Annotated in this window: 22 protein-coding genes; 5 read left to right on the top strand and 17 right to left on the bottom strand. The window is 43.6% G+C overall.

The features are described from left to right. Positions 1 to 52: 52 nt before the first annotated feature. The 12 genes from FZC78_RS11905 to FZC78_RS11850 form a co-directional block, all read right to left on the bottom strand. Entirely contained in the window at positions 53 to 2848 is a 2796-nt protein-coding gene (locus FZC78_RS11905) for a vWA domain-containing protein (protein WP_148939922.1), read from the bottom strand. Next, positions 2832 to 4655 (bottom strand): vWA domain-containing protein, encoded by a 1824-nt coding sequence (locus FZC78_RS11900; RefSeq protein WP_148939921.1) that lies wholly within the window; start codon positions 4653 to 4655, stop codon positions 2832 to 2834. Before FZC78_RS11900 ends, FZC78_RS11905 begins: the two co-directional genes overlap by 17 nt. Positions 4656 to 4664: 9 nt before the next feature. Next, positions 4665 to 5534 (bottom strand): DUF58 domain-containing protein, encoded by an 870-nt coding sequence (locus FZC78_RS11895; protein ID WP_148939920.1) that lies wholly within the window; start codon positions 5532 to 5534, stop codon positions 4665 to 4667. Next, positions 5531 to 6538, bottom strand: a complete 1008-nt coding sequence (locus FZC78_RS11890; RefSeq protein WP_148939919.1) for an AAA family ATPase — start codon at positions 6536 to 6538, stop codon at positions 5531 to 5533. The genes FZC78_RS11895 and FZC78_RS11890 overlap by 4 nt, the downstream gene beginning before the upstream one ends. A 4-nt stretch (positions 6539 to 6542) precedes the next feature. Beyond that, positions 6543 to 8117, bottom strand: a complete 1575-nt coding sequence (locus tag FZC78_RS11885; RefSeq protein WP_148939918.1) for a hypothetical protein — start codon at positions 8115 to 8117, stop codon at positions 6543 to 6545. Continuing rightward, the gene (locus FZC78_RS11880) at positions 8110 to 8964 is read right to left on the bottom strand and encodes an ABC transporter permease (protein WP_148939917.1); all 855 of its coding nucleotides are present in this window, start codon (positions 8962 to 8964) and stop codon (positions 8110 to 8112) included. The genes FZC78_RS11885 and FZC78_RS11880 overlap by 8 nt, the downstream gene beginning before the upstream one ends. After that, the gene (locus FZC78_RS11875; RefSeq protein WP_148939916.1) at positions 8965 to 9897 is read right to left on the bottom strand and encodes an ABC transporter ATP-binding protein; all 933 of its coding nucleotides are present in this window, start codon (positions 9895 to 9897) and stop codon (positions 8965 to 8967) included. Further along, positions 9894 to 12329: a hypothetical protein gene (locus tag FZC78_RS11870; protein WP_148939915.1), complete on the bottom strand. Its 2436-nt coding sequence runs from the start codon at positions 12327 to 12329 to the stop codon at positions 9894 to 9896. The genes FZC78_RS11875 and FZC78_RS11870 overlap by 4 nt, the downstream gene beginning before the upstream one ends. Before the next feature lie 156 nt (positions 12330 to 12485). Beyond that, a complete protein-coding gene (locus FZC78_RS11865) occupies positions 12486 to 12713 on the bottom strand; it encodes an NUDIX hydrolase (RefSeq protein ID WP_148939914.1) in 228 nt (75 codons plus the stop codon). A 1-nt stretch (position 12714) separates the two neighbouring features. Next, a complete protein-coding gene (locus FZC78_RS11860) occupies positions 12715 to 13266 on the bottom strand; it encodes an AAA family ATPase (RefSeq protein ID WP_148939913.1) in 552 nt (183 codons plus the stop codon). After that, a complete protein-coding gene (locus FZC78_RS11855) occupies positions 13263 to 13703 on the bottom strand; it encodes an NUDIX hydrolase (RefSeq protein WP_148939912.1) in 441 nt (146 codons plus the stop codon). Before FZC78_RS11855 ends, FZC78_RS11860 begins: the two co-directional genes overlap by 4 nt. A gap of 187 nt (positions 13704 to 13890) precedes the next feature. Next, positions 13891 to 14550 carry a class I SAM-dependent methyltransferase gene (locus FZC78_RS11850; RefSeq protein ID WP_252183604.1) on the bottom strand — a complete coding sequence of 220 codons (660 nt, stop codon included), beginning with the start codon at positions 14548 to 14550 and terminating at the stop codon, positions 13891 to 13893. Between the two features lie 151 nt (positions 14551 to 14701). Between FZC78_RS11850 and FZC78_RS11845 the strand changes: the two genes are divergently transcribed. After that, positions 14702 to 15961: an NADH:flavin oxidoreductase/NADH oxidase family protein gene (locus tag FZC78_RS11845; RefSeq protein ID WP_148940000.1), complete on the top strand. Its 1260-nt coding sequence runs from the start codon at positions 14702 to 14704 to the stop codon at positions 15959 to 15961. Between the two features lie 102 nt (positions 15962 to 16063). Here FZC78_RS11845 and FZC78_RS11840 read toward each other — a convergent pair whose 3' ends face one another. The 3 genes from FZC78_RS11840 to lepB all read right to left on the bottom strand — a co-directional run bounded on the left by FZC78_RS11840 (position 16064) and on the right by lepB (position 17904). Next, positions 16064 to 16567: a phosphoribosylanthranilate isomerase gene (locus FZC78_RS11840; protein ID WP_148939910.1), complete on the bottom strand. Its 504-nt coding sequence runs from the start codon at positions 16565 to 16567 to the stop codon at positions 16064 to 16066. A 476-nt stretch (positions 16568 to 17043) separates the two neighbouring features. After that, a complete protein-coding gene (locus FZC78_RS11835) occupies positions 17044 to 17283 on the bottom strand; it encodes a hypothetical protein (protein ID WP_148939909.1) in 240 nt (79 codons plus the stop codon). Between the two features lie 78 nt (positions 17284 to 17361). After that, on the bottom strand, positions 17362 to 17904 hold the full coding sequence (gene lepB / locus FZC78_RS11830) for a signal peptidase I (RefSeq protein WP_148939908.1): 543 nt from the start codon (positions 17902 to 17904) through the stop codon (positions 17362 to 17364). Positions 17905 to 18490: 586 nt separating this feature from the next. On the opposite strand from lepB, the gene FZC78_RS11825 reads away from it, so the two are divergent. Further along, a complete protein-coding gene (locus tag FZC78_RS11825; RefSeq protein WP_187444913.1) occupies positions 18491 to 19603 on the top strand; it encodes an AI-2E family transporter in 1113 nt (370 codons plus the stop codon). Positions 19604 to 19655: 52 nt separating this feature from the next. On the opposite strand, the gene FZC78_RS11820 is transcribed toward FZC78_RS11825, so the two are convergent. After that, entirely contained in the window at positions 19656 to 20021 is a 366-nt protein-coding gene (locus tag FZC78_RS11820) for a winged helix-turn-helix transcriptional regulator (protein WP_148939906.1), read from the bottom strand. 202 nt (positions 20022 to 20223) lie between these two features. Here FZC78_RS11820 and hxlA point away from each other — a divergent pair, with 202 nt between their 5' ends. From hxlA to FZC78_RS11805, 3 genes are all read left to right on the top strand, one after another. Beyond that, positions 20224 to 20856 (top strand): 3-hexulose-6-phosphate synthase, encoded by a 633-nt coding sequence (hxlA, locus tag FZC78_RS11815; protein ID WP_148939905.1) that lies wholly within the window; start codon positions 20224 to 20226, stop codon positions 20854 to 20856. A gap of 2 nt (positions 20857 to 20858) precedes the next feature. After that, a complete protein-coding gene (gene hxlB, locus FZC78_RS11810; protein ID WP_148939904.1) occupies positions 20859 to 21416 on the top strand; it encodes a 6-phospho-3-hexuloisomerase in 558 nt (185 codons plus the stop codon). Positions 21417 to 21709: 293 nt separating this feature from the next. Next, complete coding sequence (locus FZC78_RS11805; protein ID WP_187444912.1) at positions 21710 to 22204, top strand: DUF4825 domain-containing protein; 495 nt, start codon at positions 21710 to 21712, stop codon at positions 22202 to 22204. A gap of 227 nt (positions 22205 to 22431) precedes the next feature. Here the strand turns inward: FZC78_RS11805 and FZC78_RS11800 are convergent, their stop codons facing one another. Beyond that, positions 22432 to 25497 (bottom strand): efflux RND transporter permease subunit, encoded by a 3066-nt coding sequence (locus FZC78_RS11800; protein ID WP_148939902.1) that lies wholly within the window; start codon positions 25495 to 25497, stop codon positions 22432 to 22434. Positions 25498 to 25747: the final 250 nt, after the last annotated feature.

Below are 25747 nucleotides of genomic sequence, written 5' to 3'. Positions count from 1 at the left end.
ATAGAAACACCGCAAGGGAAATTCCCATTGCGGCGCTTGTTTCCTTTTTGGGTCATCTCTTCTTTTTCTTTTTCGCTTCGATAAGCCGGTTCATGGTTTCTGAGCGATTGGCTTCTTGCGCAGGTTTAGCCTGCACCCTTTTAGGGGGGAGTTCCTTTTCTAGGGTTTTTGTTTGAGATTTAGCAGGCTGCTGCTCCACCCTTTTTGGTGGTTCCTTCTTTTTGGAAGCGGAGGTTTGAAGCTTCTTGAAATGCTCCACTTTTACTTTCTGAGTTTGCTGCTTTTCTTCCTGCCTTTTTTCTTTCTTTTTGGCGAAGGCGGCTGCAGGTCCTGCCAAACCGAACCTGCGCAGGGCGATCTCCAAAAATAGTAAGAAGAAAGCGGTCAATACCAGCCATTGGTGAATACTTGATTTAGTAAAAGATTTCGGCAGGTTATCCTTAAAAAGGCTTTCTGATGAAGAGAGAACCTCGCCTCCACCTGCCTCAGCAATTCTTTCCAGGTTCGCAAGGTTGGCCTCCATGAGCCGGTATTCTGAAGAATAAGGAACCGAGATGCCTGTACGGAATACCCCATTTCCTTCCTCGCCGTTTTCTTCAATCAGTTGAAGGATATAGGTTCCCGGCTGGGCTGCGAAGGTCATTTCATATTCTCCGGGACCAGTGGTTCTGAAGGAAGAGGCAGTTTCCTCTCCTTTATTATTCACCAGTACTGCATCCATTGGCACAGCTTGGAAGTCTGGTTGAGAGATCGAAACATTCATTTCGTTTCCATTCAGGCCCTGGCTGACTTCAAATGCTGTATTTTGATAGTTTGGCAGTGTCCAGGTGACTAGCTGGTTCCACAAATCCGGCCACCTTTCCCAAAGAGGCCAGTCCCCGGACCACTCTCCAGGGATGTCCGAGGCCCAGGAGGCAGTCCTCCCTATTCCGTACTGCCATCTTGCGAGAACGGGGTCTTCTTTTTCACTCAAGAGTACGGAGTCCGCGCGGCCCTTTAGTGTGGTCGCAACATACGTATTCATCTGCGGGATTCCAGCATTGAATAAATCATCCAAGCCGCTGCCTCCCACAGGGATAGGGTAAAAAGGGTCATCTTCTATATAAGTCCTCGTCGTTAAGACGGTTTCCCTTGAGAGAATGCTCGGTATGGTAGAAGAGTCGACGGCATCATAGAATCTTCCACCGCCTTCTTCAGCCAGTTCCTCCAGTAGAACCCGATCCGAGCCGTCCCCTATCGCGACAGTGGAAAGGGTAATATTATTCGATTTTCCCTCTCCTATGGTTGTAAGGTAATCGGGCGAGGTCGCTGACTGTCCATCAGTCAATAGAATGATATGTTTCCGCTGCAGTTCGAGAGGTGTCAGCTGCTCATAGGCAAGCTCCAGGGATGGAAAGATGTTAGTCCCTCCTCCAGCAGTCAGGCCGTTGATTTGTTCTACTGCTTTGTCTTTATCACCAATGGGCTTTGTCTCGATAATTTGCCACGGCCGATCATCGAAAGCGATGAATCCCAAAGTATCTTTTTCTCTCAGCAGTTCAGCCGATCGGGTTGCTGCTTCTTTTGCCAGTTGAAGTTTGTACCCGGCCATACTGCCGGATCTGTCCAGGACGATGACCATTCCGAGAGAAGGAAGTTCCTTCTTTCCTTTCAGCTCCATATTTACCGGCAGCAATTTTTCTATCGGAGTTTTAAAATAGCCGCCTAGTCCAAAACTGTCTTCTCCTCCTGCCATAACAAAACCTGTTCCGAAATCCTTGACTGCACTGTGAATCAGCTCCATCTGCTGCCCCGTCACTTTAGTGGCAGGAACATTCACGAACGCAATCGACTGATACTGTACATAGCCCGATAGGACAGTCGGAAGCATTTCAGTAGAAATCACATCCACTCTCAAGCCTGAAGCAAGGAGGGACTCTGTCAGATTGCTTCCTTCGCCGGCCGTATTTTCTACGACAAGCACTTTGGGTTCGCCTGCCACAGTGGCGAAGGCAAAAGCCTCATTATTTTCACTGATGGTATCTCCACTTGTAATTACTTCTGCTCTGTATTGCCGAAACCCTTCTTCTGAGGCTTTATGCTGAAAAGCAAAGTGGTTTTTTCCAGGCTGTATGGAAACCTCGCTGTCAATCACCGGTTTGTCATTTTCGAAAATCCGAATCCGGCTTTCTGATGTGATATTGCTTTCTAATTCGATTTCAATCTTTGCAGTTTCTCCCAGAAATTGAGTATCGGGAAGTTCTAAAGAACTTACGGCTGTATCTTCCCCATATTCCGGTTCCATTGGAAACACATCGACCGTTAAGCCTTGCTGTTTCAGGTATGCTGCCTGCTCTGCAGCAACACCGGCATTTTCATTTCCATCTGAGAGGAGGACAATCCTGCCGCTTGTGTAAGATGAAATCAGGCTTCCGCCGAGTCTCAGACCGCTTGCAAGATCGGAGCTGTAGGTATCCAATTCACTGCGAAACTGGATGGCGGCGTCTGTTTTCTCCTTCAGCGGCCGTTCAACGACGGAGGTGGTTCCAGTGGAAATCACTCCATATTTATCTTCCCGCTTTATTTCTTTTACTGCTTCATCAATAGTACCACGGATCGCTTCTTCCTGATTTTTCAGACTGTCCGATTGGTCGGCAATAAAGACGGTCGATACTCCGCTGACCGGAATCAGGACCTGCAAGCCCGCTAAGGCAAAAACGACCAGTAGAACAATAAGAGAGCGGATGGTAAGAATCAGCCTCTTTTCAAGGAGGGGGATTCCTGTCCGGCTTTTCCAAAATAGAAACAGTCCAACAGCTGCTGCAGGAAGGAGCAATAGCCATAAAGGCTGATCAAGTTGTAATTCCACGGCGGTATACCTCCCATTCCAAAATCAGCAGTATCAATGCCAACAGAGCTGCCCATTTCCAAAGAGGATGAATGCTTTTGGTGCTATCTTCTTCCCTGCTTTGACTGCCCCCGATGGCAAAGGATTCTTCCGATGCGATGGTTTGCTCTTTTTCAGAAAGCAGAACGGCAAAATAGCGGTCTCTAGTTCCTGAATCTGATGTTTCTTTTAGTCCGTAAATTCCTGGAGTGCCAGGCATGCGGATCGAATCGGAATTGAGCTCCACTTTATCTGATACTGCATTAGTCAGTGGATCGAAAATTTCTGCTGCTTTACTGTCAGAAGAAAAGGAGACCTGCTTTTCTTCATTTGGAAGAGCGTAGCCAAGGGTTTGATTTTCCTCCTGAAGGTAGTGGAGGGCATTTTTTATAAAGATTGGAAATCCGGGCTGAAGCGGCCAATCGGAATCTTCCAAATCCATTGCTGCCATCACCATTGGACTTCCTTCATAGGTTCCGCTGCTGATTACCGGTTCATCTCCGCTCCAGACAATCGGTTCGAGACTGCTGGAAGTAAAAGGCTTTCTGGATTGAAGATAAACGTCTTCCATCTCCACATAACTAAGAAGAGGATGAGAATCTTCAACTGAAAGTCCTTCTTCTGTTTCTATTTCTTCTCCCACGTTGAAACTTCCACCTGGAACAGGAGATAAAATGAATTTAGGTCCTGCAGGCCATGCTTCCTGCTCTATCCCCGATAAGATATAAACACCTGAAGCATCATCAGGATATAGAATTTCTCCCTCTTCATTTTCAGATAGTACTACTGGATCGTACCCAAGCAGAGGCAGAACTTTTTCTAAAAAGGGATTAGTTTCTCCTGCCAAATATTCTTCTGCTGAGGCAGAACCACCCAGTATGGCTGAGATTGTGTTGTCCGCTTGGTAATCATCTTCATTTGTTATAATCGCTTCATAAAAAGTTGATGGCACAAGGTCATTTATGTAAAGCAGTTCGGCGGCTTCCGCTTTAACCAGAATATTTTTGGCCACACTGCCGCCATCCCCTTCTATTGAGACGGATACATTGGTATCTTTCTTACTTTCATTAGCTATTGTCAGGACACCGGTAATAGTCCCTTCCTTTTCAGCAGCACCAAACGCGCGAAGAGAAAGGTTGTTCACTTGGTTACCAAGATTGTGAACAACAATTTTATGGGGAGAAGGAACCTTTTTCAGCTCTTCTTTTTTCAAAGAGTCTGTAAAGAGGTGAATTTCTCCTTCTCCTTCGGGTACAAGAGAAGTTGCATATCCGGCGGCCTGTATCAGGTTATCTTCTTCAAATGTAACTTCTAACTCGTTGATCGTTCTTTTCATCGTGTTCTTATCTGTTTCTTCACTGAACAGAAGCTGCGGAACTTTCCCGGCAGTCAGGAGGCTCATCTGCTGGCCGCTTCCTAGTGAATCGACCATATCCACAACGGCCTCTTTTGCGTCTTGAAATCTGGTCGCCTCTCCTTCCCTTGCCCCCATGGTTGCAGAAGGATCAAGGACCGCTACCACATGGTTGCCGCTGACTCCCGGTCCTGTAAAAAAAGGCTGGGCCATCGCCAATACCAACAGGCAGACGATTAAAATCTGCAGTAATAGAAGAAGGTGGCGCTGAAGCTTTCTCCACCATCTATTCGCTGTCCACTCTTCAACTAGGTGATTCCATAGAATAGTAGAGGAAATCTCTTTTTCTGTGAATTCTTTACGAAATAAATAAAATATTATCAGTACAGCGAGGAAACCTCCAAGCCATAAAAAAGACGGAGTTAAAAATTCCATTTTCTCACCTCACATGACCCATCCTTTTCCAGCCATTGAAGAGAAAACCAGTTCCTCTAAGGGCTGTGCAGATGAGCACTGCAGATAACCGATTCCTCTTTCTCTGCAGAATCTTTCCAATTCATTGATATGCGCCTGCAGCCGTTCCTCGTATTCCTGAAGTACTTTTCTGCTGATGGATACCTCCCGCGGCTCTTTGGACTCACTGTCGACAAGCTTCAGGTCTCCCTGGAAAGATGGCTGGAGTTCATCCGGGCTGAGAACCTGTACAATCCTGATTTCCTGCCTGGAAGCCTGCATCTTTTTTAACACTTCTTTTATTTGCTCAACCGGTTCCAGAAGGTCGCTGATAATGATAGTCAAACCGTTTCTTTTTTGCTGTATTTCTGCCAGTCTTGTCCAAAAGGTTTCTGAGCCTGCTGGAATTTTTAATTCTGATAGATAAGTTACCAGTCTTCCAGCGAATGCTCTGCCTTTCTTATGCAGGAACGAAGGAGCTCCGCTTCCAGCCGGATAGACGGAAACCCTGTCATCATGCACCAAGGACATATATCCGAGACATGCAGCCAGGGACTTGGCCATCTCCCACTTCGCAGCCGGAATCACCATCGACTTTGAGCAGTCCAAGTAGATGGTAACGAACAGTTCCTGTTCATCAAGATAGCGCTTGATATAATGTTTCTGTGTCCGGGCATAAGCGTTCCAATCTATCAATCTGGGGTCATCCCCAGGTACATACGTCCGAAAATCAGAGAATTCCAGGGATGTACCCTGTTTGGACGAACGCCTCTCTCCTTTGTGCATTCCCCTGACCGATTTCCTCATCACAAGAGCATGCTTTGTGGAGCGCTGTAAAATCCGTGGAGAAAGCAGCATCATTTAGCGCTCCCGTTTTTATCAACAGAAGCAAGAACTTCCTGGATGATATGGTCCTGAGATATCCCAGAAGCTTCTCCTTCAAAGTTCAGGAAGATTCGATGGCGGAGAACAGGCAGAGCCGCTGTCTTCAGATCACCGACGGAAACATGATACCTTCCAGAAAATAAAGCCCTTACTCTCGCTACCTTGATCAAACTCTGCAAGCCCCTTGGACCTGACCCGTATCGTACATTGTTTTTTACGATATCAGGAGATGATTCTTGATCGGGCGAGGTTGCCAGGATTAAAGAGACAGCAAAATCAAGGATATGGTCAGCCAAGAAAATTTCCTTTGCCAGGTTCTGCGTATTCAAAATGAATTCTGCATCCACCTGCTTATTCAACAAAATCTCTTCCAGTCCGGTTGTTCTCAAGGCGATTTCCTTTAATTCCTCTCTTCTCGGTGCCTCAACGTTAATCTTTAGAAGGAAGCGGTCCATTTGGGCTTCAGGAAGCGGGTAGGTTCCTTCAAGTTCGATTGGGTTTTGAGTAGCCAGGACAAAGAACGGCTTCGGCAGTCTCTTCATTTCACCAAGCACGGTAACCGTCTGCTCCTGCATCGCTTCTAATAAGGAGCTTTGTGTCTTGGGTGTGGCCCTGTTGATTTCATCCGCGAGAACGATATTTGAAAAGATAGGTCCAGGGTGGAAGTGGAATTTCTGCCGCCCCTGTTCATCCGGCTGGATCATCATCGTACCGGTTATATCTGTCGGCATTAAGTCTGGAGTATACTGGATTCTGGAAAATTGAAGATCCATTACATCTGATATAGTACGGACAAGCATCGTCTTTCCGAGGCCGGGCAAGCCTTCAAGTAGAGCGTGGCCTCCTGAGAATACTGCCCAAAGTACCTGCTCAACGGTTTCATCCTGTCCGACGATGAACTTACCGATTTCACCCTTGATTCTTCGGTAGGTTTCGGCTGCTTCATGCAGCTGCTGTTCTTTGATTGCAAGTTCTGTCAATGCGTTACTCCCCTTCCGGATTCAATTCACTGAAGTAATTCTTTACTACATTTTCAAGGTTAGAAGGCAGTGCCATTCGGTCGACACTTTCCCTATAAGCCTGTTCATACTCGCCGTAAACTTCATTATAAGGTCTTGCCGATCCCCTGAGCGCCGGGCCCTCGTCCGTTGTCTGCCTTTCACCGGAACCTTTTCCAAGCTGGCCATTATCAACAGACTGATTCGCCTTTCCTCCCAAACGGTCAGGAACGGTCACAAGTTCTCTTGATCCTTGTCCGGAGCCGGCTCCATTACCGCCTCCTTGACCGCTTCCATTCCCTGAGCCAGATACCGAACCTGCTCCTGAACCAGACCCTGAACCAGAACCCGAACCATTTCCGGAAGAACCGCTGCCTGTTCCCTGGCCGTTTCCGCTTTGGGAAGGATTACTCGCTTTTCCTCCTGCTGCGCTTTGCCCGGAAGAGGCTGGATTGGATGATGAATTATTGAAAGCCAGCGATTGCGCGGCACCTAGATCAGCCGCGGCCATTTGCTGGTTCAGGTTATTCGCAAGCTGCTGCAGATCTTTCTGGGCAGCCGCTGTCTGCGAAAGGGAAGACGCAGCAGCCATCGCTTTCTCCAGTGATTTCTCTAGGTTTTCCAGCATCTCCTGGAGTTGCTCCTCAGTCAGCTGGCTGAGATCTTTCCCTTCCCCCTCTGTTGCTTCCTGCATTTTTTGCAGTCCGGCAAGCTCTTCCTTACTCAGGCTTTGCTTGTCTTTAAGCTGCTTCATTGCTTCTTCCAGCTTTTTCTGATCCATGTTTTGCAGCGCCTGTGAAAGTTCATTGAGCTTGTTTCCTGCAGCAGCCTCAGAAAGTGAACTTACTTTCTTTTCTGCCTCTTCCGCTTCCTTCTTTAATTGAGCTGTTTTTCTTTCTTTTTCTAAAAGTTTTTTCAAGTATTCTTCAGCAGTCTTGCTCTCAGCCATCTCCTTTTGAAGCTCAGTGAGTTCCTTATTAACTTTTTCACCCCTGTCCTTCTTTTCAGCAAGTTTCTCAATCTTTTCTTCCGCTTCTTTCATAATCCTTTTTTCGTCTTCCTTTTGCTCGGCCTGTTCCATCATTGTGCTTGGAAAAGCCAGGGAGAATGAAACTATGAGTACCAGAAACAATGCGGCATAGAGAGGCTTCTTCGGAAGGTTAAGCCTGCTGATTTGGTCTATGTTTTTCCGGGAATCTTTCATTCTTCTTAAAGCATCTTTACGCTGAAGCTGAGGCATGACATCTTCATTATCGAGACAGGAAAGAGCGGTGGATACCGCTTCTTCCCCGGCAACTTCATCATAATGCTGTGCGGCATCCTGACTTGTCGGCCGTTTTAGAAAAGCCCAAACAGCGAAAAAAAGGATCAGCAGAGCACTGGTTATCGCTATTTTTTCCCACAACCATGTAATGACGAACAGCCTGCCTGCAAGTGCAAGGAAAGCGGACGCAAATGCGGCACTTGCCAGGCCATAAGAGAGCATCCTGCTGAAATGCCTTATTGCCAGCTTCCTATGAAGGTAGGACAGCAGAGAAAGAAAGAGTTTGCGATCATGCATCTTTCTTTCTTCCTCTTCTGGACGGTTTCATATTGGGACGAAGTTTGGTGATGCTGATCCATAGAGATGCTGCGGCTATTACAATGAAAGACACACCGAACGAAATCCAAAATGGCAGTTCGATTCCTGTCCTTGTAACAAATTCTTCTTGCATGTTGGGTTCAAATACTGTCATCAGAACAAAGGCCGGATTTGTCATGATCATAAAATAAGGAGCCACATTCGTGGTATTTCCATAGAAAAATGCATTCATGAAAAAAAGGGAGATGAATCCGGTACCGGCTGTCAGGAAAATAGCCACTCCGTATGTCGCAATCATGGCCACTATCGTTTTTTTGAGCAGCGTTGAAAATAAGATCCCTATACTGCCAACGGTGATGATGGTGATAACATAAATGCCGAACGTCCCCAGAAGCACTCCCGGTGAAACGCCTCCATATAAAAACACGATGCTGTATAACGGAAGCGATGCGGAAATCATCAGAAACAGAAATGCCACTGAAGAAATCAGCTTACTTAAAATGATGCTTGTTGATGATTGCTCCGTAGTCAGGAGCATGTTGAGTGTCTGCCTTTCTCTCTCTCCGCTGATGACACCTGCTGTAAGCCCCGGTGTCATAAATATGATCAGTCCGAGCTGGACCATGGAGAGCACCATGAACATCATACGGCTTTCTTGAGGACGGATGTACCCCGCCTGGCTGTTCATCATCGTAATATAAATGAAACCGATAGCGACGATCCCTAGAGCGATCAGGTAAAACAGTATTCCCAGGAAGCTTTTCAGCGACCGAAGGCGCAGCTTGATTTCTTTATTCAATACCGGGTTGATCAGAAGTGTTTTCATTTACTCATCCCCTTTCGTAATTTCCAGGAAGATGTCTTCTAGATCTGTCTTCTTCTGGGTGAAATCCATAATGGAAAGACCAGACTGCATGGCTTTTACCAACAGATCCACCTGTTCCCGGTCTGTCCCTGAATAAGCAAAATGAATGGTATTCGGTTCTTTTTCATCTCGCAATACTTCAGCCACATGAGGGTCGTCCTCGAAGAAGGAGACCGCTTTTTCTATTTCGTCTATAACCGTGACATTCAGAATTTTGTTAGCCTGAAGCTGCTGATGGATAACTGACACAGAACCGGATGCCACAAGTTTCCCATTTTCTATGACTCCGAGCTCATCACACATTTCGGCAAGCTCAGGGAGAATATGAGAGGAAATTAGGATTGTTTTCCCCATTGTTTTCAGTTCTTTCAAGATGTCCCTCATTTCTATCCGTGCCCGTGGATCTAAGCCTGAAGCAGGTTCATCCAAAATTAAGACTTCTGGATCATGAATCAGGCAGCGAGCGAGGCACAGCCGCTGTTTCATCCCCCGGGAGAGCAGGTCGACATAGGAGTCTTTTTTATGAGACAAGTTGACGAGTTCGAGCAGCTGCGGAATCAGTGCCTTTCGCTCAGCTGCTGTCAAACCGTAGCTCGCTCCATAGAAATCAAGGTATTCAGAAGCCTTAAACTGATCATAAACACCAAAGAAATCGGGCATATACCCAATTTGCTTGCGGACCATCTTGGGATCCTTCGTCACATCAAATCCATTGACATATGCCGTCCCTTCCGTGGGAGCAAGGAGAGTGGCCAGGATGGAGAATGTGGTCGACTTCCCGGCTCCATTTGGGCCCACCACCCCGAAAACAGTCCCTTTCTCGATGGATAGGTTTAAGTTGTCCAGTGCTGTAAACGAGCCGTATTTTTTAGTCAAGTTGATGATTTCGATCATTGTACAAACTCCCCTTCTATCGTGACTCCCGGAACAGGAAGCTGAGGGTTATTCTGTCCTCTCTTTTCAATCCTGATAGTCATTTTTCCGTCTTTATCAATGTAACGCTGAACATCTTCTTCTATCTTTATTTGCCTTACACCAGATTCCAATTCCTCTGTTTCACCTGTTTTGGCATTCACCAAAGATAGTCCGTCTGTTGTCTCGATATCCCTAAAGGAAAGAAGCATTTTCGTATAGGTTACTTTTTTATCGACGACTGAATCTGGAAGCTGGAATGAAAGATCATAGGTACCGGGTGCTGCATCGATATAATAGTTGCCTTCCATGAAATCCTGATGGTGGATCATGCCTTCTACCACAGATACCTGTGGTTCCATCTGTTCTTGTTTCAGTTTAAAGGACCCTTTATTATTCGACTCTATGTCGAAAGGCTGAAGAAATAAATTCAAAGACTCTTCTTCTGCACTTTTTCCATTGATGGTCAATTCAATAAGAGATTCATCGGAATAGCCAATGATCAGCGGCTTCTTCAGAGAATAATTGTATATTCTTTCTTGTAGTGCATAGTTCAGCAGATTGAACATTTTCCAGTCATCGCCCGGCTTTGTCTGTGGTCCTGGGCCATACATCATATTTTGCGCCCCAGGAAAAGCCCTTGCAGCTGCAATGCTGTTAGGAGAACTCAATAATGAGGACGATTTCATTTCCACCTCCACCTTCTTTTCTTCTCCTTTTGCCAATGAACCGATTTTGTATGCACTGCCGCCGGCAAGCACAAACACATCGTGAAGGTCATGCTTCATATTATTAGTCACAGTACCTGAAAGGAAATCATTGCCCGCTTTCAACTCCCCTTCGATTTTGCCGGTTTCAAGTGAGGTAAATTGATTCATTGCCGAGCGGACTGACCAATATTCTACATCCTGGAAGGTGACCTTTGAGCCTTCCCCGGAATTCTGAATCATCGGGTAATCACTGAAGTTGGTTTCTTCAACATAGCTTTGATTGAATGGAACGGGATTCAGACTTTCGCTCCCGAACTCCATCGTATAATCTCCACCGCCGCTTGAGAGCATGGAAGTGAACTGAAAGCCTGAGCCCGTACCTTCTTCATTAACCGAGACAACGGCCACTTTATTCAGGTTTTCACCGCCTGTGCGGTCCGCCGCTCCAGTTATAAAGATTCCCAAACTGGTCAGAACCGCTATGGAAGGGATGATCCACCAGCCCCATTCTCTTTTGTCTTTCTTTTTCAGGATAAAATAAAGGACGGGTACAATGATGATGATATAAAGGGCGAATAATAAAGTAATTACCGAGACTGGCAGGAACGAAGATGCGAACAATTCAGTTGTCGTCCGCAGAATGTTTTCTGCCTGGTCATAATAGGACATCGGATGCTTAAAACTAGTATCCAGTGTCGCAGTTAAAATCCTGTTCCACCAGCCGCTGTTTCCATCCCATGAAGCAAGAGGTTCTTCAGCTAGACTATAGGTCAACTGGGTGACTTCTCCAGTGCCGAATCCTTTTTCTATAGCAAGCACCTTGCCGCCTTCTTCAATTACTGTGTCTGCTCCTGGTTGGATTTCACCGGTCATTAGGGTCATTTCTTCTATAGAGAGAGGTTTGTCGCTGAATCCTTTTAAGAAGGAAAGGTCCTTCAACTTCTCTTCACCTGTAATTTTCATAGGAACCAAAGTTTCCAAAGCTCCCATTTTCTGCTGAAGGTCGGGCGAACTTCCAACAATCATTCTGCCGCCAAGTTCTACCCACTGTTTAAGCGCAGACTGCTTCTTCTCACTCAGGCCATCAATAGAAAAATTATGAATGATAACAGCATCGAACATGTTAAGGCTAAGACTATCCTCCGGCATCGTCTCTGCTGTTAAAGGCAGAACCTCAGGTGCCTCTCCTTGGTAGGATGTCAGCTTCAAAACGTTCATTTGATCCGGATTGTCACTCAGCACACCCAATACCGGTTTCATTTCAGGAACGAGGTTTGGTGTCAAACTGGTATCGCCGGTAAGCTTGATTTGCTTGCCGTCTTTCCAGCCTCCCTGATAGAACCGGATCCGCTTTTCCTTCTTTCCATTGGGATTCATTGCTCCCCCTATATAGTCGCTAAAACCAGGAACAGAGAATTGAATCTTCTGTTCGGTACCAGCAGCTATTTCAACTGGGATGACAACATTTCCGTAGGCGTGATAATGCGGACTTGTGGATACCACCAAGTCACCGCTGATATCCTCCCCGTCATTAGTGATGGTCACTGTGACCGGAAAGGCACTACCATTCTTTACTTTTCCTTTGATTCCTGGTTCTGTGTCAATTGTCAGTGTTCCTTGTGCAGCTGTCTCCGCTGCCATCCATGGCAGCAATCCCATAAGGAGCAGCACAACTGCTAGTATTTTTCCTATGTACTGTTTCACCCAAAATTTCCCCCTCTTTATCTTCTCAAAAGTAAAGACGAGTCTCAGGGTGAAAAAGTTCTCTTATTTATGAGATTTTTTAAAATATTTTTAGGTTTTCGGTTTTGTTTAGGAGATCTAGGGAATATAGATTGGTTGATTGATAGGAAAGCTGCTTCAGAGGAGTTTTTCTATTATAGCAGGGTGTTTATTGGCTCTTTTATGAAAGAAGATCGAATTACCTGTTTCCTCCCTCGCCTCGCGAATAGCACACTCCTCAAATTGCTCGCCCTGATCCAGCCTTCCTCTAGGCAAATCCCAAAGAGGGTAATCTTTACGCTTGGCTAATAACAGTTGTCCCCTCTGATTCACAATAATCGTAAAGCACCCCGATGTTTTACTCATATTAAAGAACACCTTCCTTTAGCTTGGATAAAATCAGTTCAACTATCCTCTCAACAGGAAGTTTCCCGCCGACTATATAATCTGCGTCCACCTTAATAGTCGCTTCCATTTCTTCGTATGCTCTCCGCCCTTTTTCTAAATAAAAGGTTATATCTTTATGGATTTCAGATGCGGTTCCATTCTTATAATCTCTTAAAATCCGCCTGCCCAGGGCAACGTCCAACGGGGTATCTATGTAAATGGACAGGTCGATCCAATCCTTCATCCCTTGATTTTGATAGGAGAAAGGGTAGTCAAGTAATATAAACGACGGAGGATCTACGGACTCAAACAAAGTCATGACGTCTTTTACCAATGGTTCTAAATTCCAAAGGCCATAATCTGCTCCCTCTTTTACCCACTTCACCAGGTCTTCCGGCGAGTCCTTCCATATGTAATCGTCAAAAAAGAGGGATTCTGAATTTCTTAACCTATCTCCTAAACATTTAGTCACAGTCGTTTTTCCGCTCCCTGACACTCCAGATACTGCAATAACTTTGGTTTTTCTGCTCATAACCTTGCCGTATCCTTTTCCTTCAGCATTTTATCCGCCATTGAAATGTTTTTCATAAGATAAGAAGGCATCTCAGGGAGTTCCAGTATCTGAGGCGTGGTCAGCCATACAACTTTATCAACTTCATCAACGCTTTTGGCGTAAGGTTCTCCAGAATGATGCTGACACAAAAACACTATATCGATGACATGCACACCTGAATCTGTCACGAAGGAAGCACTGTTCACATAGCGAATGCCTGTTACTTCACAGCCCACTTCCTCAAAAATTTCCCGTTGCAATGTTCTCTCCAAAATATCGGAGGACACTCCTTCAATATCACACTTTCCACCGACGAGCGAAAGTTGTCCTCCGGCGTGCTCTTCCTTTTCGCTTCTTAAAATCAACAGCCATTTTCCATCACGGTGAATGGCACCTTCGACATTGACAATGAACATATTCATCTCTCCTGCTTCTCTTCATTTTCTTGTAGGCTCTTTTCGTAAACTTTGTTGCTATTTGATACTAATTCCAAAAAACTAATCATATTTCATCTTAATAGCCTGGTAATGATGAAAGAAAAGAACTACTTTCCCCAATAAGAGATAAAACTCTTAGTATCCGGGGATATCCGAAAGCAACAATCTATGCGAAAACAGCCTTTTTTTGTAACAGCAGTTCAATCGTTCCATGGTAATGAGGTTCACCATGGCCTAAATCCAAAGAGTATGTCTGCGATGCTTTAATCGCTTTGTAACCGGTGAAATAACTCTCCAACTCAGACTTTGTAAAAAAATGCATAAAGGAATCTGAATTTGGCCTGTAAAAGGTGTTTAGTGAAACTTCCTCATAATCTTTCTTGCTCTTCTCGTAACCTGGATCAAATATATCGAATGCATTAATGTATATGAGTCCTTGGTCGACCAGCCCTTCTTTAGCCGATTGAATGATTTCGCTGATTTCATCTTTATTAAAAAAGTTCAATATATTCGATAATATGATCAGAGAGTATGAGTTTTTCTCAATATGAAAGTTTCTTAGATCACCTGGTAATGTTAATATGTTCAGCCCCGCCTCTTCAGCAAGTGTTCGGCAGCGCTCGATGGCATTTGTTGAAATGTCCACTCCCTCTACAGTAAAACCATGGGCGGCAAAATATAGTGCATTTCTTCCTTCTCCAACTCCAAGGTCAAGAACTTTCCCCTGCTTTGGAATAAGGTTTTTGTATTGAACTAGTGTTTCTTTTGGCTTAAAACCCCATAACTTGCTGACTTTTGAATATTGTTCATCCCAATAGGTCTTCATTTCAGTCACCTTTTCCATCCTTTCCTTTCTCAAACTCCATACATTATTTCAAAAATTACAACAATTTACAATGTGTATTCTAATGGACCTGGAGTGTGCAAGGTTGATTTACCACGTCATCAAGCTAGATAATATGATCATGATTAAAATTATGTACAGAGGTGAAACACATTTGAAAAATACGAATCACCCTTTATCAGAACCTTTAGCACTACCTAACGGAGCCAAAATAAAAAACAGGTTTTTTAAATCTGCGATGAGCGAAGCACTTGGAACGAATAATCACAACTCTTCCCCTGCTCTCGTCACACTCTATAAAACCTGGGCTGACGGTGGGACAGGGCTTGTCGTAACAGGCAATGTCATGATTGACCGAAACGCTCTTGGAGAATCAGGAAATGTTGTTATTGAAGATGAAAGAGATTTAGATGTGCTCAGTGAATGGGCAAAAACTGGAACAAGAAATGGAACTCATCTATGGATGCAATTAAATCATCCAGGAAAGCAGTCACCGAGAACCCTGTCGAAAACGCCGGTGGCACCTAGTGCCATCCCTTTATCCGGGAGCTTGAAAAAATTTTTTAATGAACCTAGGGCTCTTACCGAAGAAGATATCCAGGGATTAGTCACACGCTTTGGCAAGGCAGCCAGCGTCGCCCAAAAAGCCGGTTTTACAGGTGTTCAAATTCATGGGGCCCATGGCTACCTCATCAGTCAGTTTCTTTCACCTAATCATAACCGCCGCAGTGATAAGTGGGGCGGCAATTTGGAGAATCGAATGAGATTTCTGCTGGAGGTCTATCAGGAAATCCGCAAGCAGACAGGTGAAAACTTCCCCATTGGAATCAAATTGAATTCAGCTGACTTTCAGCGAGGCGGTTTCACCGAAGAGGAATCATTGGAGGTTATTCGCAAACTTGCCCAAGCAGGAATTGATCTTATTGAAATTTCAGGCGGTAATTACGAAAATCCCATGATGCAGGGAGCCAACGTTAAAGAAAGCACGAAAAAACGAGAAGCCTATTTCCTGGAGTTTGCAGCAAAGGTACGAGAGATTGTGTCTACTCCTTTGGTAGTCACCGGCGGCTTCCGCTCAGAAAAGGCGATGACGGACGCTGTAGCACAAGGGGAAATCGATATGGTGGGAATCGCCAAGCCGCTAGCCCTGATTCCTGACCTGCCAAATCAAATTTTTCAAGGAACTTATGAAACTATAAAGTTAAAGCCGATGAAAACTGGATTGAAATGGCTCGATAAGTCTGCTTCCATGCTGGAAATCGTCTGGTATGAGCAGCAGCTGGCAAGAATGGGGAATTCCAAGCCTCCCAAACCAGACTATAGTGTCTGGCGGGCATTGCTTCAGACTGTCACCACCAATGGAACAGCTGTTTTTAAAAAACGGCGTGGATAAAAACGATCAAGGCAGGTAAAGCTGGCGAATCTTATAGAAATAGAGCTCAGAGTCTGTTACTCTGAGCTCCTTCATAAATTTTTAGTTTAACAGAACTTTCATTCAGTCATTCTGGGTAATGCTTTTTAAAGATTCTATTTTCCTTAAGTCTTTATGATTATTTTTATTAGAACGATAACTATCCTTGGAGGAGGCCTCATAAACCTTCAAATATTGCTTAGGGTTGAGTAAATAATAGATGGTGGCGCCGTCTTGATGTTGTTCTAGATCCTCTAATTGTACTCCTGCGAACCTGGGTAAAGTGTCCATTATCCCAAATTCAACCGAAAACCCTTCTTTAGAAAACTCATGTTCGTGCAAATCAATCAGGCTGTATTCCATGGACTTCATAATTTTAACAATATCATTCCAGTTATGTATGGATAATTCTGGTGGCACTTCGCAACCCCTTTTATCACCAGGAACATGAATATCTAAATCCTGGGCATCCCAACTCTTTCCCGATATGACTTCTAAACCGACAGATCCCATTAACAAAGGGGTAATGCCAATATCATTTAGCTTTGCTGCAATCTTAATAAACTCTTCGTACTTATGATATTCCATATGCTCCTCCAAGATCTTGCTTCTTCCGCAGAAACCTGTCACTTACAAAAGAAAAGGCCGGCAATATCCTTAATCCTCAACCTCCATCAAATCAATTAAGAACCCCTCCTTATCAAAAAAAGTAAATCAGCAGGGAATGGTTCCTCTAACTCTTCAGGAAGCTTTTCTTATATAACAAACGATTTGTCCTGAAACGTCTATCATGCATTCGAAGTTTTCATGAAGTAACTCTGCACTGATTTTTTCTATATTCAAATCAGGATTTTTGCCTGTTACAATTCCATAGCCTCCTTGATTAGTCTCAATAACGTGATAGGAAGCTGTGTTTCTGCCATCTCCGCTTCGTTCTATTTTGAATTTGCCATTCCAACCTTTTCTTAACAGACCAGTAATGTCTCTTATAAACCTTTAGGAGAATAGACAAAAACTATCAAAAACACAACCTAAGATTTTATGCCTTCTAAAATTGAAGAAAACTAGAAACCCGAATTTAATGACCAAATGATAAGAAGCCCTAGGACCTGTGGTAACATGGCGGCTAAAATACTGAAGATTATCAAGTATAGCCCTTGCTTTCTTTCCTGATAATCCTTCTTGATCACCCACCCTATGCCTGCGCCCACAAGTCCTGTGAAAATGGACGAAAAGAGAAAAGCATAAATGACAGACGACCAGCCAATCAATAATAAAACCCTCTTGCCCTGTTGATCCTTCAACTTAACCCCCCTCTATTTTCACTTTTAAAAGAGAAATGTCATTACCAATTCCTGTGAATAACCTCCCCTGCAAAATCTTTACTCTTTAATTAACCTGATATTACTCAAAGGAAAAAAAACGACATTCGTTTTACCGATTATTGTTTCAATGGGTATCGCGCCAATTTGGCGGCTGTCCTTGCTGTCTCTTCTGTTGTCACCCAAGACAAAAACATGACCTTCTGGAACGGTAGATTGCCCTACAGCTGTTTCCTCTAATTTAAATGAAGTCGTCAAACTGCCTTCTGATTTTTCTTTTTGATCATCCAAAAAAGGCTCTTCAACTGTCTTTCCATTAACGTAGAGAGTATCCTCTTTATACTGGATGCGGTCGCCGGGCAGTCCGATAACACGTTTTATATAGTTTTGTTCTGCAGCTGCCCGGAATACTACGATATCAAATCTTTCTGTTTCTCCTAATTTAGAAACAATGACTCTTTCCTGGTCCTCTAAGGTGGTATTCATAGAGGCTCCTTTAACCATGACAGGTGTAAAAAGGAAAGTACGTACAACAAAAACAATTAATAAGGCAAACCCTAAAGCTTTCATCCACTCTAAAGTACTGTTTTTTTCTTCTGCCATTTTTTTATCTCCTTTAATTCTCAATATGTATTTGTGGGATTGGCAAGTGTTCACAACATTCAATCCACTATTTAACTATTAGACGCTATTAGGAAACAGATAGTTTCAGTTAGGGATTTTTTATATAGTTTACATAATAATATTATGATAATTTTTTCCTGGCAGGAATTAATTCAGCTGTAACCTGTGAGTATTATCAGCTTTATATATCCTGAAGCCCCCTCATGTTCTATTGCCGGAATATAAGGGTATAAATTGCACGAAATTGGCGGTGCATCGGCAGCTGTATATCTGGTTGTGGTTATTTGTGAGAAGTATTTGATAATACGAGCGGGTTGTCAGGATTTATGAGCGGAGTATGCAGATATACTAGCGGGTTATTCAGTTTTACGAGCGGATTATACAAATATACGATCACATTATACATAAATACGAGCGCACACTATAATTTTGTTCTTCCCGCTGCCCTAATCAAATCCTTTATGCTCCACACCGTCCAGCCTAAAACACCCGCCAAAGATTGTTAAAATCTCCTCTTCTTGTTATAATCAAACTCTACATAATTGTTAAAAAAAGAGGTCATGACGTGTCTAAAAAAAGCTTGCAATTCTGGCTGATACAAATCCTTTTGATCGTGACGATTGTATTTGTATCTACGAAAATCTCATTTCTGTTCCAGCCCATCACGATTTTTTTTACAACTTTGTTTTTTCCAATTCTGATTACTCTGTTTCTGTATTTTCTGTTGAATCCAATTGTGAATTTCCTGCAGCGTTATAAGGTTCCGAGAATTGTTGCCATTCTGATTATTTATCTTTTGATTGTCGGGCTTTTGGTGCTGGCAATTGTCAACCTGGTGCCAACGATTTCAAAACAGTTCACGGCGCTTGCCAATGAACTCCCTACTTACGCGACACAGGCTTTTCAGTACTTTGAAAATCTGTCCAGGTCCCCTGAGTTAAGAACGTTCATGAATGAACAGGCGGAACTTTTGGATACTGCACAGCAGAAGCTTGTGGATTTTGCGAACAACCTTCCTACGATTATCACAGGAAGTTTTCAAAATCTCCTTGGCTTAGTAGCGAACATTGCGATTATCCTGGTCACTGTACCTCTCCTTCTTTTTTACATGTTCAAGGACGGGCACAGATTCCCGATTGCGGTTTCGAAGTTTTTGCCTGCAGAGTACAGGAAGGAAGCTCTGACGATTCTTAAAGAGACTGGCAGCACCCTCGCTGCCTATATTCAAGGTCAGGTGACAGTAGGTCTGTTTGTAGGGCTTCTGTCATTTATCGGTTATTTAGTCATTGATTTGAGGTTTGCTTTGGTACTGGCTATCACGGTTTCGGTCACGAATATCATTCCTTATGTCGGTCCGCTTATTGGCGGAGCACCCGCAGTGATTGTCGGTCTGTTCGACTCACCCGGCAAGGCATTATTGGTGCTGCTCATATTGGTGATTGCCCAGCAGGTCGAAGGAAACATCCTTTCTCCTTTGATTCTAGGCAAGACGCTGGACACCCACCCTGCCACCATTGTGATTTTGTTATTAGCGGCAGGAAACATTGCGGGAGTCCTGGGGATGATCCTGGCAGTACCTACTTATGCTGTCATCAAGACTATCGTCATTAACTTGGTGAAGTTTTTAAAGGCACGAAAAGAAGCAAAACTCCGAGCCGAGCCTGAAGTCGTAACGTGATAAAAGCTGAAAAACCCGAATGACACTCGTCATTCGGGTTTTTTGTTCTCCACTATTTAGCTGTATCCTTCTGTAATGCTTCTTCTTCAACAACATCAGTCATATAATTTTTTCCCCACTCATACATCGAATCGAGAATCGGCATAAGAGTTTGGCCTTGTTCTGTCAAGGAATATTCGACTTTCGGCGGGACTACCGGATAGACTTCGCGGTGGACAATTCGGTCTTCCTCCAGTTCACGAAGCTGATTAACGAGCATCCGTTGAGTTATTCCAGGCATGAGAGACTTCAATTCACCGAAGCGTTTTGTCCCCTCTTTTCCTAAATGCCACAAGATCAGCATTTTCCACTTACCTCCAATGACAGAGAGCGTTAATTCTTTTTCACAGTTGAACACTTTTTCTTTCATGCGAGACAATACTCTCACCTCCGATTTTTATACTATATCACACAGTATACTTTTTTACACTATGTATGATTTTTATCACTATGTAAAAATAAAGTGCGTACTTTTCTATTTTGAAACTACCTACTATACTTACATTTGCAATGCATTTTAGTACAGGAATGTGATGGTGCAATATTGCCGATTCAAAAAACAACAATAGGAGTGAAGAAAAATGGAATTACAATTAGCTTTAGATTTAGTTAACATCCCAGAAGCAATTCAATTGGTGAAAGAAGTCGAAGAACATATTGATATCGTTGAAATCGGAACTCCGGTTGTCATTAACGAAGGTCTTCGTGCCGTAAAAGAAATGAAGGAAGCCTTCCCTAATCTGAAAGTACTTTCTGATTTGAAAATTATGGATGCTGCAGGTTATGAAGTAATGAAAGCTTCAGAAGCCGGAGCAGATATTATAACCATTCTTGGTGCTGCGGAAGATATGTCTATAAAAGGTGCCGTGGATGAAGCCAAAAAACAAGGAAAGAAAATCCTTGTTGATATGATTGCCGTCAAGGATTTAGCCAAGCGCGCAGAAGAAGTCGATGCTCTTGGTGTCGATTACATTTGTGTGCACACTGGCTATGATTTGCAAGCTGTTGGAAAGAACTCTTTTGAAGATCTTCAAACTATCAAGAATGTAGTAAAAAATGCGAAAACAGCTATTGCAGGCGGAATAAAGTTAGAAACTCTTCCAGAAGTAATCAAAGCTCAACCTGATTTGGTTATTGTCGGAGGCGGAATCACTGGACAAGAAGATAAAAAAGCGGCAGCTGCGAAAATGCAGGAAATGATCAAGCAGGGATAACCATGAATTCGACAGATTATCTTACAAAGATCTTAGAGGAACTCTCCCTCTCCACGAATTTGATTTCCAAAGAAGAGGCTGAACAACTGGTCAACAGCATTCTCGAGAAGGAAAAAGTCTTCGTAGCTGGGGCCGGCCGATCTGGTTTGATGGCCAAGTCCTTTGCCATGCGGCTTATGCACATGGGGATTGACGCGTATGTCATAGGCGAGACCGCCACTTCCACTTTTGAAAAAGGTGACCTGCTCATCATCGCTTCTGGTTCAGGTGAAACGAAAAGCCTTGTCTCCATGAGCGAAAAAGCGAAAGATATCGGGGGAACAATAGCCGCTGTCACCATTTTTCCAAACTCAACAATTGGTAAAATGGCGGACTTCTCGGTAAAGCTGCCGGGATCTCCGAAAGATCAAAAGAATGGTGTTCTCAAAACCATCCAGCCTATGGGATCTCTATACGAACAAACACTGCTTTTGTTTTTTGACAGTATAATCTTGCGGTATATGGACAAAAAAGGTTTAGACTCCGACAAGATGTATGGCAAACACGCTAATTTAGAGTAATAGACAGATATAGCAGAAAAAGCCAGGTGAATGACTAACTTCACCTGGCTATTTTTTGTTGAGATACTTTAAATTAAAGTGCGGCTTGTATTCAGATTACATCAATTCTTTATGCAAATTCACAAAGTTATGCTGCGAACGGTATTTTATCTATCTCATGATTTATTTGAAACCTCGAAAGTCAGCTGTACGTATATAGGTATGGAGGAAAGGAATGGAATCAAGATAACTATGACATCGTGAAGTACACTGAATCGAAGAGCAATCAGTATAAATAGAAGGAGCTGGTCCTTGTGAAGAGAAAGTCGATTTTATTTTTAAGTTTAACGGCACTTTTAACTCTATATGGCTGCACTACCACCCCGCCAAAAGATGAAACGATTTTTCAATATAAGGATTCCTATGTTGGAGACAGTGGAGCCGTTGGGAATATTACCAGACCTTTGGACGAGCCGGCAGGTGAACACATGAGCGGGCTGGAGCTTAAAACCACAGAGGAACCTTACGGGATCATATTAAACTATTCCCCAGATGATAGTATTGAAAATAATAAGTTGGATTATAGGGAGCTTTCACTTTATAATGCTTCAATTATCCTGGCTCTTGTAAAAAATGCTGAGTGGGTTCAGTTTAATTTTGTTGAAGAGAAAGTTAAAGTTCCCAGAGATAAATTGGAACATTGGATTGGTAAAGACATCCGTGATTTTTCAGAAGAGGAAGAATTGAGAAGCTTCATTCAGGAGCATTTGGAAGATGCAGAAAAGGTGGATCAGTTCTTCAGAGATTGAGCACGAGCACTCTTAGGATATAAGTAGTTCAGTTAGGGGTACTTCTGATACTTCTGCTCTGTACTACTTTTCTTTATGCCAGAATAAAAACAATGGGTTTACATAACAATATTATTGACGCTCATTCGGTACTTTGTCTAAAAAAGCACCCATTAATAATGGTAAACACACTACCTTTTAAAATAAATCAAAAAAAGAGAGAAGGAATTTCTCCTCCTCTCCCTTCTTTATGCTGCAGCTTTCTCTCTCTTCTTCCTTCTGAAACGGTCAAATACCAGATACAGCATCGGTACAATCAGCAATGTCAAAATTGCTGAGAATAGGATACCTGAAATGATGGTGACTGCCAGCGGTGTAAAGAGCGCGTCCCCGCTAAAGGCAACTGGCAGCAGCGCAACAATAGATGTCAGTGCTGTCAGGAGGATTGGGCGCAGCCTCGTTCGTCCCGCTTCGACTACCGCTTCTTTCACCTTCATGCCGTCCTTCAGTCCCTGTTTGATGAACTCGATTAGGACAATAGAGTTTCGCACAACGATACCTGTCAGCGATACCATACCCATGACAGCCAGGAAGCTGATTGGCGTTTGTGTTACGAACAAACCTAAGATAGCTCCTGCGATGGCAAGATACACGGCAACTAATACAAGGAATGGAAGTGACAGTGAGTTGAATTGCAGTGCAATTAACAGATACACAAGGAAGATGACAATGATAAACAAGATGGTGATCTCAGAAAAGAAATCCTTCTGTGCTTCATTCTCTCCTCCAAGCGTTACACTGTAATCACTGTCCAAACCTTCCTTAACATTATCGACAATTTCTTGGACATTTTCTTCATATCCCTCTTCATTTTCAGGGAAAGCACGAATGGTAATCGCACGTTCACCTTCTTTATGAGGAATCTGCTGAATTTCTTCTTGATTGTCTACAGTTACCAATTCATCCAAAGAAATCAGGGTCGGCGGTCCAGCAGGATTACCGCCTGAAGCTGGAAGTTCAAGAGCTGATAGATCAACTTCCCCTTCACTTCCCGCCAGTACAATGCTCATATCTCGCTTTGTTACCCCATTATCAAAGGAACTCATTGGGATTCCTTCTGTAGCTAACCGAATTTGTTCACTAATCTGCTTTATAGTGATACCGTATTGTTCTAAAGCATCACGGTCAGGAACGTATTGGATGGTTGGAGCAAACTCGCCTACGTTATCGACTACGAGATTCGTATCAAGAGAGCGGATTTCTTCTTGAAGTGTATCCCTCAGTTGCAGCAGCTTTTCTAATTCCGGACCTGAGACAGTAACGGTAACTGGTGCTCCGGCTGGGGGCCCCTGCTGGATGGTTTCCATGAACAGTTCCGCATCCGGGAATTCACTTCTTAGTTTTTCTGTCCATTCATCAATCAGTCCTTGAGCTGTTTGGTTTTCACGGTCAACACGTGCCGCGATTTGTCCTGTGTTTGGTCCTGCATTGGATAGAGAGCTATTGAAAAGATTGGGAAGCCCTGTTCCGGCAAATACACTGGTTTCGTAGACACCCTCATCGTTTTTCAGCATCTCTTCCATCTCGGCAAGGGTTTCTGAAGTCTGATCTAATGTGGTTCCGATTGGCAATGTTACGTCAACCGTTACTTCCTCCCTGTCAGCTGACGGGAAAAATTCGAAAGGTGTCAAAACTACTAAACCAAAGATTGCGGTTGTAAATACCAAACCAATCAGCGAAGTGATGAACGGCTTTTTGGAAAACTTGGTTAGAACCTTGTCTGCATAAAAATCGGAAAATTTATCCAGCGGCTTTCCGATAAATCCAGGAGAATCAGAGATTTTTCTGCTTGTCTTGCTGTAAAGCAGATACCTCATTACCGGCACGAAAATCAGGGCCACCAAAGTGGAAGCAATGATCGTTGTGATAAGAACTGTTGGCAATGCCCGGATGAATGCTCCGTTTCCACCTGATAAAAATACTAATGGAAGAAAGGTGAATACTATCGCGAAAGATGAGGTCACGATGCTGACCCAGATTTCTTTTACACCTGTAACTGCACCCTGCAGTGCCTTGTCTCCAAGCTTATACCTTCTTTGGATATTATCGTTGACGACAATCGAGTCATCTACAAGAATACCAAGGGCAATAATTGCTCCGATGACGGAAATCTGGTTAAGGTCAACTTCAGCATACGGAAGTGGAATCAATCCCATCAGAACGGAAATCGGCACAGCCAGCGCAACAACTAACGCACCGGAACCAGTCAAACCGAGCGAAGTTGTAATGACAACCGCTACTACAGAAATAGCCAATGATAGAAATAGACCATCAAAAATATCTGTCACAAGATTGGCCTGAGAGTAATAAGGAACCAGTTCCACCTCTTGAGGCAGTCCTGCAGCCAACTCCTCTACTTTGTCGCTCACCCGCTGGTCGACAGTTGGGATATCTTCGCCAGACTGGACGAAAGCTGTAAAAGAAATGGCAGGTTTGCCTTCATACGTGATAAGATCTTCTGCCGCTTTAGGCTTGGTCTCCACATTTGCGATATCCCCCAGTAAAACTGTTTCACCGCCAGAGGTTTTTCCGACGAACACCTCATTCATCTCTTCTATAGATGAAAAGTGTTCAACTGTTAATTGAACAACTTCATTGTCAATTTCCTGCTTGCCGAGCGGTGTAGGATAAAATTCATCATTGATTGCTGTCATGACGCTGCCAACATTCAATCCTGCTTCTTTTAATGCATCAGGATGAAGCTCAATGATAATTTCTTCCTCTGGAAGACCTTTAACCGTTACCCCTTCGACACCCGACAATTCAGTAACTTCATCAGTCCATCGGTCAAGTTCAGGTTTCAGTTCGAGAAGATTTTCACGGCTTTCACTGGTCAACTGATAAGAAACAATCGGCATCTTAACGGTAAATTCATTAATTTCAGTGTCAAATACTTCTTCAGGGAACCCTGTGGAAGCATAGGAAACAGCCTGCCGTACATCGCTGAACACTTCTCTTTTGTCTGCGCCGTCTTCAACCTCTACAATAATAGTAGAGAAACCGGCTGCAGAAGAAGAATTCAGTTCCTTGATTCCATCTATAGACTGCAGTGAGTCTTCAATCGGATTAGTGACTATCCTTTCCACATTTTCAACAGTGGCTCCAGGGTAGACGGTCGAAACGGTTCCAATATTGACCGTTGTTTCGGGTATTTCTCTCTGCGGGAGCTGTAAAAAGGTAAAGACTCCAATAATAACAAATAGCAGAACAAAAATCAGTGTAATCTTGGATCGATTCAATATTGCTTTTAACATGTAAAAACCTCCTTTGTTGCTGTTCGACTCGCTGGTCAATATTTAGTGATTTAAAATTTTAAATGCTTATATAACGCTATTTATTGAGTTGACTCATAAGTCATTCTACAGCCTTTTGGAATATAGTCAAGATTTAATGTGTTTCTTCACAAAGAAAACATTTTCTCGTAATCAGAAGGGTGTTTTTCAAAGGCTGGCGGCTGGAATTCGATTGCCTGTTAGGCCCGCAGGCCGCACGCCATTTGCATCA

Origin of the sequence: Rossellomorea vietnamensis, from assembly GCF_008180415.1 — a bacterium.
Classification (GTDB): domain Bacteria; phylum Bacillota; class Bacilli; order Bacillales; family Bacillaceae_B; genus Rossellomorea; species Rossellomorea vietnamensis_C.
Note: the sequence above shows the minus strand (reverse complement) of the source record. Positions and strands in the feature narration are given on the sequence as shown.

Bases quoted from the DNA above. Each gene is read 5' to 3' on its own strand.
- FZC78_RS11900 (WP_148939921.1), bottom strand. From the start codon at position 4,655: ATGGAATTTTTAACTCCGTCTTTTTTATGGCTTGGAGGTTTCCTCGCT.
- FZC78_RS11840 (WP_148939910.1), bottom strand. From the start codon at position 16,567: ATGGAATATCATAAGTACGAAGAGTTTATTAAGATTGCAGCAAAGCTA.
- hxlA (WP_148939905.1), top strand. From the start codon at position 20,224: ATGGAATTACAATTAGCTTTAGATTTAGTTAACATCCCAGAAGCAATT.
- FZC78_RS11895 (WP_148939920.1), bottom strand. From the start codon at position 5,534: ATGATGCTGCTTTCTCCACGGATTTTACAGCGCTCCACAAAGCATGCT.
- FZC78_RS11845 (WP_148940000.1), top strand. From the start codon at position 14,702: ATGTACAGAGGTGAAACACATTTGAAAAATACGAATCACCCTTTATCA.
- FZC78_RS11875 (WP_148939916.1), bottom strand. From the start codon at position 9,897: ATGATCGAAATCATCAACTTGACTAAAAAATACGGCTCGTTTACAGCA.
- FZC78_RS11850 (WP_252183604.1), bottom strand. From the start codon at position 14,550: ATGAAGACCTATTGGGATGAACAATATTCAAAAGTCAGCAAGTTATGG.
- hxlB (WP_148939904.1), top strand. From the start codon at position 20,859: ATGAATTCGACAGATTATCTTACAAAGATCTTAGAGGAACTCTCCCTC.
- FZC78_RS11885 (WP_148939918.1), bottom strand. From the start codon at position 8,117: ATGCATGATCGCAAACTCTTTCTTTCTCTGCTGTCCTACCTTCATAGG.
- FZC78_RS11880 (WP_148939917.1), bottom strand. From the start codon at position 8,964: ATGAAAACACTTCTGATCAACCCGGTATTGAATAAAGAAATCAAGCTG.
- FZC78_RS11860 (WP_148939913.1), bottom strand. From the start codon at position 13,266: ATGAGCAGAAAAACCAAAGTTATTGCAGTATCTGGAGTGTCAGGGAGC.
- FZC78_RS11800 (WP_148939902.1), bottom strand. From the start codon at position 25,497: ATGTTAAAAGCAATATTGAATCGATCCAAGATTACACTGATTTTTGTT.
- lepB (WP_148939908.1), bottom strand. From the start codon at position 17,904: ATGGCAGAAGAAAAAAACAGTACTTTAGAGTGGATGAAAGCTTTAGGG.
- FZC78_RS11855 (WP_148939912.1), bottom strand. From the start codon at position 13,703: ATGTTCATTGTCAATGTCGAAGGTGCCATTCACCGTGATGGAAAATGG.
- FZC78_RS11865 (WP_148939914.1), bottom strand. From the start codon at position 12,713: ATGAGTAAAACATCGGGGTGCTTTACGATTATTGTGAATCAGAGGGGA.